5 protein-coding genes are annotated in these 13077 nt (G+C 43.7%); 2 read left to right on the top strand and 3 right to left on the bottom strand.

Going from position 1 to position 13077, the window contains the following annotated elements; translation table 11 throughout:
• Positions 1 to 11 precede the first annotated feature (11 nt).
• Positions 12 to 2771: a hybrid sensor histidine kinase/response regulator gene (locus JGK22_RS24945; protein WP_293179747.1), complete on the bottom strand. Its 2760-nt coding sequence runs from the start codon at positions 2769 to 2771 to the stop codon at positions 12 to 14.
• Positions 2772 to 3183: 412 nt separating this feature from the next.
• On the opposite strand from JGK22_RS24945, the gene JGK22_RS24950 reads away from it, so the two are divergent.
• Positions 3184 to 3402: a hypothetical protein gene (locus tag JGK22_RS24950; RefSeq protein ID WP_293179744.1), complete on the top strand. Its 219-nt coding sequence runs from the start codon at positions 3184 to 3186 to the stop codon at positions 3400 to 3402.
• A gap of 180 nt (positions 3403 to 3582) precedes the next feature.
• Here the strand turns inward: JGK22_RS24950 and JGK22_RS24955 are convergent, their stop codons facing one another.
• Both JGK22_RS24955 and JGK22_RS24960 read right to left on the bottom strand, forming a co-directional pair.
• Positions 3583 to 9027: an ATP-binding sensor histidine kinase gene (locus JGK22_RS24955; protein ID WP_293179741.1), complete on the bottom strand. Its 5445-nt coding sequence runs from the start codon at positions 9025 to 9027 to the stop codon at positions 3583 to 3585.
• A gap of 165 nt (positions 9028 to 9192) precedes the next feature.
• Positions 9193 to 10179, bottom strand: coding sequence for an AEC family transporter (locus tag JGK22_RS24960; RefSeq protein WP_293179738.1), 987 nt, complete (start codon positions 10177 to 10179; stop codon positions 9193 to 9195).
• A gap of 249 nt (positions 10180 to 10428) precedes the next feature.
• Between JGK22_RS24960 and JGK22_RS24965 the strand changes: the two genes are divergently transcribed.
• Entirely contained in the window at positions 10429 to 12960 is a 2532-nt protein-coding gene (locus JGK22_RS24965; protein ID WP_293206589.1) for a VWA domain-containing protein, read from the top strand.
• Positions 12961 to 13077: the final 117 nt, after the last annotated feature.

The raw sequence follows: 13077 nt of genomic DNA on the forward strand, positions 1-13077 counted from the left end.
TTTTACTCCTTTTAGGATATAGCAGCCGCAATTAAGTTCAAAATCTTCTCATATTCAAAGTTATGCAAACTCTTCCCGAGTTCCTCAGCTAAAAACCGATCGCGATTAGCTATTTGTTGCACCAACTCAGCCATCAACTCCTCATCTGAAAACATCACTGCCTCTTGTAGTTGAGCTAATATATCCCTGGGAATTTCTGCCAGCGTCTCTACATTTAAAATTACTTTGGGAGTTTTTATTTTCTCATTTTCATGACTTAAATCTTCATAAACATATTTCACTCCTATCTGCTTATTCATGGCAATAAATATTTCTTGCTCTCGAAACGGTTTTCTCAAGAAATCATCGCAACCCGCCGCTAGTACCACGGCTCTCTCTTCTTCTAATACGCTAGCAGTTAAAGCAATAATTGCCGTTGCTTGACCTTTAGTGTAAGATTTAATTGTTTTAGTCGCCGTGTAACCATCGATCACAGGCATCCGCATATCCATCCAAATTAAATGTGGCTCCCACTCCTGCCAAATAGCCACTGCTTCTTGTCCGTTACAGGCTTCCTGAAGTTCAAATCCCAAGGGAGATAGCAGTTTAATTAATAACTGACGGTTTGTCGGTTTGTCGTCCACAATCAGAATCCGATATCGCGGTTGATTTGGCTCTAGAGCTATGATGCGCCGAGTCGGTTGCTGGGCGACAATATCGCTGGCTTCTACCTCAGTAAGTTGAATATCAAACAGGAAATTCGTGCCTTGTTCTACTACACTTTTTACTGTAATATCTCCCCCCATGAGACGCACGAATTGGCTGCTGATAGGCAAGCCCAAACCCGTACCTTCTTGAGCTTGTTTTCCGGTTTCTGTTTGCGTGAAAGCTTCAAACAAATTCCCAATTTCTTCAGGCCCAATCCCGGCTCCTGAATCTTCGATTTCAAAATGTATGGTGTGGGTTTTGTCGGCAGTTTCTTTAACGGTTACTCTGACGGAAATACCTCCTTCTTGAGTAAATTTGATGGCGTTGTTAATGATGTTAATCAGCACTTGACGCAATTTCACGTCATCGGTACGGACGTAGCGAGGTAGATGGGGTGCTGATTCCATGAGTAACTGCAAACCTTTCTCTTCTGCCTTCATTTCAAACATATCGTGTATGTCCTCAAGTAGCCGATGCAAGTCGAAGTTTTTTTGGTTGAGAGTGGTTTTGCCTGCTTCGATTTTAGACAGATCGAGGACGTTGTTAATTAGGGTGAGCAGGTGTTCGCCACTGCGAGAGATGATGCCGACACTTTCTTGATGTTCGGGAGGCAGAGTTTGAGAGCGAGTCATGATTTGAGAAAAGCCTAGAATGGCGTTGAGGGGAGAGCGCAATTCGTGGCTCATGTTGGCAATAAATGTGCTTTTTGCCTGATTGGCTACGTCGGCTTTTTCTTTAGCTATTACTAATTCTGCTGTTCTTTCTTCTACTCGGTGTTCGAGTTCATTGAAAGAGGTTTTGAGTTGTCCTGCCATCTGATTGAATGAGATAGCTAATTCTCCTAATTCATCAGCGCGATCTAAATCTACAGCCTGACTTAAATCTCCTCGGGCAATAGCTTTAGATGCTTGATTGAGGCGGCGAATTGGTTGTGTCACCCATCGAGCAGTGACAAAACAGACCCCAGTTGCTACTATTAATGCTGCCATGCACAACAGTATAGTTGTCTGAGTATTGGAGTTAATTTGCTCCATGAAATCTGCTTCTGGAACTACTACAATTACTAACCAATCAAGTCCAAAATCATCTTGGAAGGGCATAACTTGAATAAATTGTAGCTGACCAGAGATGGTGAATTCTAGTTGTTGTTCCTGTTTTATATTACTCAAATTGTCAAATTTTTTGGTTAAACTTTGAGCAGTTGCGCTAATTAACTTATCCTTACTGTCTAATGCTTTAAGGCGTTGGGGTTTTGCATCCTTTTGATTTTCTAATGTAAATAGCTGCTGTTTGGTTGAACTTGCTACTAAAAATCCAGATTTTTCGATAATAAAAACCTGCCCTGACCGACCGATTTTGAGATTATTTAGAAATTGACTAATAGCTTTTAACGAAAAAGTAGTACCAATAAAATATTGAATTTTTCTGCTATCATTATAAACAGGCGATATAGCAGTTATCTGCGGTTGGAGGCTAATAAATTCAGGATAAATTTCACTCCAAGCCTGCTTTCTTTTCCGTTCGTCATTAATGAACCAAGGTCGGATATAAGGATTAAATTTTGTGGTACTTTTTTCTAGATTTTCCGTGCGATTTCCCCGAGCATCTATTTTGGAAAAATAAGGGTAAAAGCCTGTATTACTGTTACTCATATAAAATTGCAGTGAATTATCTTTAGCCCTCCGCTCAATTCCAAATAAATCTCCTTGCGCCGAACACAAAGAAATCCAGCTTACATAATCAAAAAACTGCATTTGTTGCCAAAGTAATCGATCGGCTTTTGGATTCTGTTTCTTCAAATCGAAACTCAATTCCCTGCGAGCAATCGCATCTGCATTCAGCCTGTTAATCAGAAAAGGTTTCTCTAGATAATTGTCCAGATACATTTTGACTCGATCGCTAACTTCGCTTCGCAGTTGAGCCGCTACATCATTAACAGCTTTCTGCCCGTTACGCAAGGACAGATAGCTAACCAATCCTACAGCAGCAAATATTTGCAGTACAAAAGGCACAATTAAGACTGTTCGCAGGGAAACTTGCCTGGAAGTTTGAGAAAAAATGTAATTTAACTTTTTGAGTGTCACGATCGCTTACAAGTTGCTAGGATTACTAATTTGATTTTTTTCAAGGATACTCTAAAATTTGGTATTTCGTTCTTGATAGCCAGCAGTTTTCAAAGCACCAGAAAACACAGACAAGTTAGTAGCGTTGTCATCCACGATCGAGATAAACGGTTGGGTTTGGCATGGCATGGGTTTCGGCTTCTATTAAGCGAGGTAGTTTTGGATAAATGTTCGCAGTTGTGGCTCTTCATTACCTTTTATGCTAATTTATTAATTAAACATCATAAATTGCCTGTAAAATCAACGATTCTAGTGGATGGTCGCGAAAGTCAGCACCTCAAATGATAGCCATAACGAATAGACTTATTGACCAGAAAGGGTTTCAGCCAACTTCACGGACACTTTTAGCATAACAAGTAATGAAGAGCCGCAGTTGTTTGAGTTCGCAAGCTTCAGCAAGGCGGATAACTTCTCGGCTAAAAGCCGTCGCATTTGCATCCTGAAGTTCCCCGGCGACTTCGATATCTTCGATCGCCTCGCCCGAACAATTTATATAGATCCCAACTCGATCGATATTTTAACTTGCGGTTGCTGGTATTGTAAACGATCGGGAATTACGCAGACGCGATGGAAAACTGGGTTTTTGACTTGACATTTCAGGACGCATTTCGATCCGCGATCTGCAGTAGATTGCTGGTTTCTGAAGTACATTCAATAGCCTGTAGGGACACGGCATTGCCGTGTCCCTACCTCTGGTATGTCCCGAACATACCTGAAAAATGCTGTAATTTACTTGATGTTTAACATTCTAGGCATCAACTTGTCAAAAATATTATCCCGCATAAATGGGAAGGGTAATGATAAATTCTGTACTTTGTCCTGGAGTAGAATTAACTGTGATATTACCGCCATGTTTTTCGACAATAATTTGACGGGCGATCGCCAATCCCAATCCCGTGCCTTGCCCCACAGCTTTTGTGGTAAATAAATGGTCGAAAATCCGCTCTTTTACCTCGGACGACATTCCCTTGCCGTTATCGGCGATCGCAATTTTCACAGATTCACCTTCTACCATTGTGCGAATAGTAATCCGATTTGGATTGTTTTCAATTGCCGCAAAACTTCGTCCATAATTTGATTCATCTAGGGCATCGATCGCATTGCTGAGCAAATTCATAAAAACTTGGTTCAGTTGACCGGGAAAACATTCGATTTGAGGCAGATTTCCGTAATCGGTGACAACTTCGATCGCCGGACGGTGTTCGTTAGCTTTCAGCCGGTGTTTGAGAATTAAGAGCGTACTGTCAATGCCATCATGAATATTAAAGGGAACTTTGTAGTCTTTGTCAGCCCTGGAGAAGGTGCGGAGGCTGGTGCTGATGCCGCGAATGCGATCGCACCCTACTTTCATTGATGACAGCATCTTGGGCAAATCTGATAAGGCATACTCCAAATCAATATCCTCAGCATCTTGTTCGATTTCTTTGCCGGGATTTGGCAGCTTTTCTTGATATAATCTCAAGTGGTTAATCACATCTTTGATGGTAGTCGTTGCTTCGTCAATATTGCCGTTAATAAAGCCGACAGGATTGTTGATTTCGTGGGCGACTCCGGCGACGAGATTGCCCAAGGCGGACATTTTTTCGCTCTGTACGAGCTGTAACTGGGCTTGTTGCAAGTCAAAGAGCGATCGTTCTAATTTTTGGGCATAAGCTTGAGATTGTTGGTACAAGCGGGCATTTTCGAGCGAAATCGCTGCTTGGGCGCACAACATTTGGATGACTTGAGTGCGATCGCCAGTAAATGCCCCAATAGTCAAGTTATTTTCTAGATACAGCAACCCAATTAATTTACCTTGATGCAAAATCGGCCCGCAAAGAAGACTTTTGGGTTTTTGCTCCATCAAATACGGCTCTGCCATAAAATCGTTTTGTGCTGCTGCATTATCCAAAACAACAGTTTTCAAAGTGCGCTTGACGTAGTTAACCGCAGCAGCAGGAACCTCTGCACTAGCTGACAGCGGCACAGACATTGAGATGACATTTTCCTTGATAGAGGCGACAGCTTCGACTGCGAGATTCCCCTGCTTAACCAACAGCAGAACTGCTTTTGTAGCCCCGGCATTTTCGAGCAACACAGACATTAGTGCCGCCTGCAATTTTTCTAATTCAATTTCACTCGATAGAGCTTGGGAGGCTTTAAAAATAGTGTCTAAATCTAGGGCTTCGGAAATACTACTGCTGCTAGATTGAGTTGTTTGGAAGGTTTGATGTAAAACTGAGGATTGATTGATGGTTTGTAGCCGAATTTCGCTGATTGCAGAACGGTTTTGTTTGGTCTGAAATATGGGAGCAAGAAGTTCGGGATAGCGTTGTTCTAAGTCATCAATTTTGGCTTTTGCACCCCAGCGTGCATAACCGTAGTAGGCATTTGCCAAATAATCCTGGGCAATTTTTTCTTTACCCCAGTCTAGATAAAACTTGGCAGCAAGTTCGTTGGCGAGGGCTGCTTCATAGCCATACTCGTGAGTCTGAGCTTGGGCAATAGATTGGTCATACAAATCGATTGCTTCTGATTTTTGCCCGTTGAGCCGGGCTTTTTCTGCTTGGATCAAAAGGCACTTATGCTCAATATTTTCTGGACAATCTTGCTGCCAACGGGTTAACCGTTCTTCCAGAGGTAAGATGGCTTGCCAATGGGACTGACGCTCAGCAGCATCGTCAGCAATCTCAATCAGTGCCAAGTGCATGAGTATGACATAAAAGACACTGGACGGCACTTTGGCATGGCTGGGAACAGTTTCCTCAATGATGTGGAGTTGAGGAATTAATTTTGGATAGGTAGCTTGTTGATTGAACAGGAAAGCATGACGAATTTTGACCGAATAAAACCATGCCAAATGATAGGGCGCGTCGTGATATTTTTGCAAATACTCTGCTTCACTGAACCCTTCATCATCAAAGCTCAAGGGGGTGGTTGTTAACCCCAGAAGATGACGAATGGGTTGCAGCACACCAACGGTGAGGGCATCGAGATTCTCTAAACTTTTAATCTGACGAAGAAACTCTGTATGGGTTTGGGCGATCGCATACAGGTCATTCAAGTTTTTGCCATAGGTCAACCGATCGGAGCCACTTTGGATGATCGTGAAGCCTACGGTCAGCCAGTTCCCAGCATCCATCCCACACTTAAAAGCATTGTCATAGTAGGTATCGGCTGCTTGCAGGGGACGACTCCAACTATGCACATCGGCAGCAAACAGGAAATTGGTCATCCCCCGCACATCAGTATTATCAAATTGTTCACAAAGTCGTATCACTACATTACCAAATTGATAAGCTTGGGCAGCATCTTTGAGTAAGGCATTAGCGATTAGACCGTAACCCACATAGCCAAAGGGAGACATATCGCTGTTGCCGTGCTGTAACGACAAAGTTGTCATCTTAGCTAGTGCAAGTAGCGCCAACGTAGATTGACCATCCAGCCATGCTGCATAGAACAGAATTTGTAATATCCTCAACATTTCTGCAATGGTGTCATTCGTCATCTTTGGCAAACCAAGAATCGATTCAATTGCTTGCTGTTCTAAGAATTGATTGACCGCAGCAATTTGTTCATCGAGGCTGGCTTGGATGCTTTCTGGTTCTATGGGCATTCCCCAGCCCAGCAGTTGGAGGCTTTGGCGTTGAATGGCGATCGCTTCTTTATTGCGACCCTGAAGTTGGTATTGAGTCATCTGCACCCGATAAATCACCGCTTTGTCTAGGGGTGTTTGGGCTTGGGTCAGGGTGACCGCATAGAGTGTTTCTGCTTGGTCGAAATTACCACAGAGATAAGCGGCTTCTGAGGCATCTCGATGTAGGGCGTAGGCTAATTCATAGTCTACCTGCCAAGACTCAGCGGCTAATAAATCAATGCCAATTTCACAATAATTCTGAGCCGCTTGATAGGCGGCTGAAACTTTTGCCTTTTGTCCAGCTTGCAGATTTAACTTAGCCAGTTGGTATTTCTGGACTGGATTGGAGATCGTCGTTCTCCCTAAATTCAGTTGATTAACGATCTCAAAAATCTGTTCAACTTGTTCCTGCGGAGACAGATTCTTTAACAGTAAGTGACCAATTTTCCAGTGTGTCTGTTGTTTTTGGTCATCGGGAATCAGAGAATAGGCGGCTTGTTGGATGCGATCGTGCAAAAATCGATACGTTGGATTGACAGACTCCGGATAAGCTGACTGTTCTGTACCTTGAAAGAACTTATAGACTTGGCTCGTCGGTAGAATTAAGCCCTCTTGCAATGCTTTCCACAATGCAGTTGCGGCATCGGTTTGAGACTGCTCAGAGACGATCGCCAACGTCCCCAAATCAAACTGATTACCCACACAAGCCGCTAATTTGAGTACCTGTTGTGTCTCCAAGGGCAATTTCTGCAATTGCACTGCCATAAACTCAACAACATCATCAGTAAGCGCCAGCGCATTCACTTGGGCAATATCACATTCCCAATAACGGTGATCGCGATCGAACATGATGCAGCCCTCTTCATACAGAGCTTTAAGAAACTGTGTCGCAAAAAAGGGATTACCTTTCGTTTTGCGATCGATTAACTCCGTCAGCGGTTGAGCCAGTTCCCTCGAACAATTCAATGTATCGGCAACCAGATGATTGGTGTCATTAAACGCCAACGGTGCCAGAGTAATTGTGTTAACGATCGCGTTCGCTTTTCTGATTTCTTCTACGGTCAATATAAATGGGTGGATGGGTGAAACTTCATTGTCTCGATAGGCTCCCAACATCAGTAAATAGCTATTGTCACTCATCAATAGTTTGATCAACTGAAGTGAAGCCGAATCTGACCACTGCAAATCATCCAAAAACACCACCAGCGGATGCTCTGCGGTGGTAAAAACTCCAATAAATTTTTGGAATAATAAGTTAAATCGATTTTGTGCTGCACTGCCTGATAGTTCTGTTGCTGCGGGTTGCTCACCAATAATCAGTTCCAGTTCGGGAATTACCTCAATTAAAACTTGTCCGTTGTCTCCAACTTCTGAGAGAATTTTAGCTGTCCACGTTTGCAATTGAGCGTCTGATTCTGATAGCAATTGTCCCATTAAATCTCGCAAGGCTTGGACAAATGCTGAAAATGGAATATTGCGGTTAAATTGGTCGAATTTCCCTTTGATGAAATAACCCCGCTGCCGCACAATTGGTTTGTGGACTTCGTTAACTACAACTGTTTTCCCAATCCCGGAAAAACCAGCTACTAACATCATTTCGACCCCCCTCTGTCCCCCCGAGGTTCGGGGGGATGCAACGCGATCAAAGGCTTCGAGTAGGGTTTTTACTTCGGTTTCTCTCCCGTAGAGCTTCTCTGGTATGATAAAGCGATCGCACAAATCCCTCTGGGCTATGGCAAAACTTCCAATTTGACCACTTTCTTCTAGTTGACTCAAGCACAATTCTAAATCAAATTTTAGTCCTAAGGCGCTCTGATAGCGGTTTTCAGCATTTTTGGCCATCAATTTGCTGACAATCTCCGAGAGTACCTGCGGGATTTCCGGCTTAATTTCATGCAGCGATGGCGGTTGCTTGGCAATATGACAGTGCACCAATTCCATCACATCGTGGGATTGAAACGGCAATTCTCCCGCCAGCAATTCATAGAAAGTCACGCCCAAAGAGTAAAAATCAGTGCGGTAGTCAATGCCGCGATTCATCCTTCCAGTTTGTTCGGGAGACAAATAGCCGAGTGTCCCTTCCAGCACGTTAGGATTCATCAGGGTTTGAGTTTCCCTGGGCAGCAAAGATGCGATGCTAAAGTCAATTAGTTTGAGTTGTTTTGTTTCTGGATTAATTAAAATATTGGCGGGTTTAATGTCTTTGTGAATGATGCGGTGGCGGCAGAGTATATCTAATGTACTGCTGATGTCGATCGCCATTTGCAGAAAATCCCTCAAATTCGGCGCAGTTTCCGCTTGTTCCCTCCATTCCTTCAGAGAGATTCCCCCGAAGTCTTCCATTACCAGCGCATAGCTGTTTTGGTAAGCTTTTAAGCTGTAGGTTTCGATGATTCCGGGTAAATTGAGGTTTTTGGCGATCGTATACTGATTGCGAAATTGCACGAGTTCGCTAAAGCTGGGATACTTGCTGCACAAGACTTTGATGGCGACTGGCTGTTTGTCGCTAGTACGGAAACCTCGATAAACTAGGGTGCGAGTGCCTGAGTAAATGCGATCGACAATTTCATAACCTGTGAATGTAAAATTTTCAGTTGTCATACTTTGATTATCTGCCTCATCCGTAGGCTATTTGTAGCTTAACAGAAGGGAATAGAGTTCCAACTTCCATGATTGTTAAGTAAAATGAACATGACATAGATCGCTCAATTGTTGTGATTCATATCACTAAAACAACGCGCTGCTTAAACTAATCAGATTCTATTTTCATGAAAAACTAAATAGCAGCATCCAGATTGGAATAGTGAATAATAACGTAACGCAGCCAATGCCGATCGCAGTTACGGTCAATTCGCGATCGAGATTAAAAACTTCAGCCAGCAAAGTAGTACCAAAAGCCGGAGGCATTGCCATTTGCAGCACCAGCGAAAGCCGCGGCGCGCCCGTAATGCCAACAAACGTTAAACCCGCGCCAAATACCAAGGGAATTAACAGCATTTTAATTGACAGACAACTCAAAACTTGTTTGAGATTGTGCAAAGAATTCAACTTGCTCAACTGCATCCCGATCGTAATCAAAGATAAACTAATTACAGCCCAAGCACCTGTTGTTAACAAATCTTCGATTGGTGCCGGCAGTGGCAAGCTGCGCGAAACAAATCCCATACCCAGAGCCCACAGTGCCGGATTCTGCAAAATTGCTCGCAGGGGACTTAACCAATGCTGGTGTAGATTGCTGTTACCGCAGCCAGAGGCGATCGCAATTCCGAGTAAATTGATTGCCGTACCAGTGCCCAGCAAGTCATAAAACAACCCCCAAGCAAAGTGTTCCGGGCCCAACAAAGACAAGGTGATGGGAATTCCTAAAAAACCCGTATTACCAAACATCGCCGCTAATAAAAAACTGCCTTGAGTCGGCAAACTCCAAGCAGTTTTGGCTTCCGAGGTATTTTTGCCTGGATTAATAGTCTTGAGACGTTCCTCGCCCCAGCCGAAATTTATCGCAATCCAAGCGAGTCCGCCACCCGCTAGAATTGCCACCCAAGCTATCAGCGGTGCAATCAAAATAGGGCCAGACAAATTGGCGCGGCGGATAAAAGCAACAATGCTCAGCGGTGTGCCAAAAAAGAACAGAAACTTGGCTAAATATGTAGAATAGCTTCTCGGTAGCAGGCGGCCGAGAATGAATCCAAACGCTACCCATCCGATTAAATTTAGATAGAGTTTGAGCAGCGGATTTGCTAAATTAAGCATTATTGATTAAATATTTTAGGACTGGCGCGGGTGGTCAGAAACCGGGTTTTTACGAAAATATTTCGTTTTTACCCGCAGATTCGGTAAAAAACCCGGTTTCTGTGGCCTTGATGCACACTACTTTTGGCAACTGTTGCTAAGCATTAATGCTTATTTAGCCTAGCAGATAATTTTCCTCAACAGGCCTTGACACCGACAAAAGGGCGTGTCAAGATAGTGTTGAGGAATAAATCAACACGAGTGAAAAGTATGGCACGGCAAGCAAAACAATCATCTCAGGTCAAAAGTTCCAGCAGCCAAGCAGCCTCGAATAATCGCACCAAATTTACCCTCTACAATTTTGCCGGAAATGAAAAGGCATTCTATTTAGTCGATCGCCTCAATCTCGAAAGAACACCAGGCGATATCCCCGAAAAATCCGTCGCCCACAGCATCATCATTATCGATCGCTCCGGCTCGATGTATTCTGACTTAAAACCGCTGAAAGAAACCCTAGTCAAGCTTTTGACTTTAGACGAATACAACAATTACCAACTAATTGTCAGCCTCATTTCCTACGCTGACAATGGAGACGTAATTTGTCACTTCCAGCGAATTCCCATTCAAGAAGTGACGAAGATTGACTCTCAATACATCAAACAAATTAAAAATATCCAAACCGCTGGCTGTACCTGCATATCGCAGTCGATGCAGCTTGCTAAATCTCTCGTAAAAGCAGGAGAAGTGACAGCAATTAACTTGCACACAGACGGTTATGCAAATGACCCGAGTCCTAATGCCGAAGCGGCAAAACTAGCGGAAATCTGCAACGAACTTAAGGACATGGATGTGTTTGCCAACACGATATCCTATGCTTCTGCTGACTTCAAACTGCTCTCAAAAATCGCCAACACTTTATCGGGAAATTGCATCCGCGCTGGCGAAGTTAAAATGGTTTATGATGCTCTGTACGACAGCACAAAACTGTTAGGTGATTCGGTGGCGCCACCGCTGGAAGAACCGTTAATCAAGGAATACGATTATCAAGTTTTTGTTTCCAAAACTGGCAAAAAAATCAGCGGTTCATCGAGTACGCTGAAAATCTGCGGGCTGAAAGCAGACGATGCGGGACTGTTTTACAAGTATCAGCAAGTCACCAAAGATGAGTATGACAAATTAGAAGTTCCGGTTGCTCAAACTGATGAGTCGGTGTTTGCTTTTGCGAAAGCTAACCTCGCTGACGGCAATTTGAATACGGCGAAGTATGCGCTGGCGAGTACCTTCGATGCTACTTTGACGGAAAAACACGCGAAAGCTTTGACAAATGCTCAAATAGCCGAGTTTACCGAGGATTTGGAACAGGCTGTGTTTGCGCCTGATGTGTTGCAAAATCATGAAATTGGCGATCGGGTAAAAGTCAGCGATAAAATTTCCCTGCTGGAGTTGATCGAGATATTGGAGGAAAACAGCAACAGCATCATCATCAACTTGAAACACTTGCAAGAAAACTATCAGCGCAAAGGTTTGAAGCGAGTTGAAGGAAAGCGAGACGAAAACGGCAACCTTGTCAAGCCTTGGCTGAAAACAGAATTCTTAGATGGCGGCGAATACGTGCGGATGGGTTCATTTGCGATCAATCAAAATACCGCTACCATCAATATGCTGATTACCCGGAAAGTTAAACTGGTAAAAGTTGAGGATGGAAGTGCGATCGCAGAAGTGGCAGGAATTCTGGTGACAGACCTGAATACTTTCAACAACTATACCATTGTCAGCGACGGCGAAGTTAATATCAAGTCGCTGCGAACCAAAATCAGCAGCAAAGCAGTGTTTGATTTGCTCAAAAAATGCGGTGTCCTCCAACAATACGGCTCGCCTGCGGGAGATTTTGACTTCCATTCGGAGTACGATATTAACTTAGACAGTTTGCCGCTAGTGCCGTTTGACGGACGTTACGGCAGCCTTGACGGAGTGTTTGAGGAACTCGCAAACATTAAAATTCTCTCCAGCATTCTCTCGGCTCATTTGAAGGAAGCATCCGAGAGTTATACGGCTCAACAGTTGGAAGAGTTGAAACAGCACTATCTGTCGAAAAGCCTTTACCTCAACTTTCCAACGACGACGGAGTACACAGAGTTGAAAAGTGCGATCGCGAATGGTACAGTAGATTCGCGAGTCAGCTACAAAATCGACATCGGCAGCAAAAACATCCTCAACTTCGCCAAACTGCACTCAGCCAACAAATTTCTCGATCGCCTGTACGAAGTTTACCACAAAAACACGGGCGAAAAGCTGGCAAAACCGACATTTCACATCACCTTAGATGAGCCTGTCGTCTTCGCACACAAAACAGTTTCATCCCGCACCAAAATCACCAAAGTTGACGACTTAATGAAACAAATTTTCGATGACTTTTTGGGATTGGAGAATAACGGAATTGTTAGCGCTACCTTAGCCAAAGTTGGTGCAGACAGCTTGCTCAGACTTTTGCAAGCAAAATGGCAGGAAGAAGATGTCAAGCGAGACGAATTTGTCGCTGCTTTAACCCGTGCAAACGAGCAACTGGAAACCTACGCCGAAAAAGTGTATGCTGAGAAAGTTTCGCCGCTAGTTTTCTACATCGGTTCAACCGGACTTATTCCCGATGAAATGGAAGCGAAGGCGGCGACTGCTGAGGAAATCAATGCTAAATACGGCAACTTGCAATTCTCTAAAGATGAGCAAGAGGGGATGTTTTTTGAAGTCGGCGACTGCATAATTAGCGTGTACGCTAAAAATGAGTATTTCACGGTAGGAAAGTAGGAACAAAGGTTCGCAGTCAGGTACGTAGTTGCGCTTCAGCGCTCTTTCATACATAAGATAAAGAGCGCTGAAGCGCAACAACATACCTTTGCGGGATTATTTTTTAGGTACGTAGTT

The organism is Microcoleus sp. PH2017_08_TRC_O_A (assembly GCF_020738665.1).
Lineage (GTDB): Bacteria > Cyanobacteriota > Cyanobacteriia > Cyanobacteriales > Microcoleaceae > Microcoleus.

Excerpts from the sequence above, each read along its gene's own strand:
- JGK22_RS24955 (WP_293179741.1), bottom strand. The coding sequence starts at position 9,027 with ATGACAACTGAAAATTTTACATTCACAGGTTATGAAATTGTCGATCGC.
- JGK22_RS24960 (WP_293179738.1), bottom strand. The coding sequence starts at position 10,179 with ATGCTTAATTTAGCAAATCCGCTGCTCAAACTCTATCTAAATTTAATC.
- JGK22_RS24965 (WP_293206589.1), top strand. The coding sequence starts at position 10,429 with ATGGCACGGCAAGCAAAACAATCATCTCAGGTCAAAAGTTCCAGCAGC.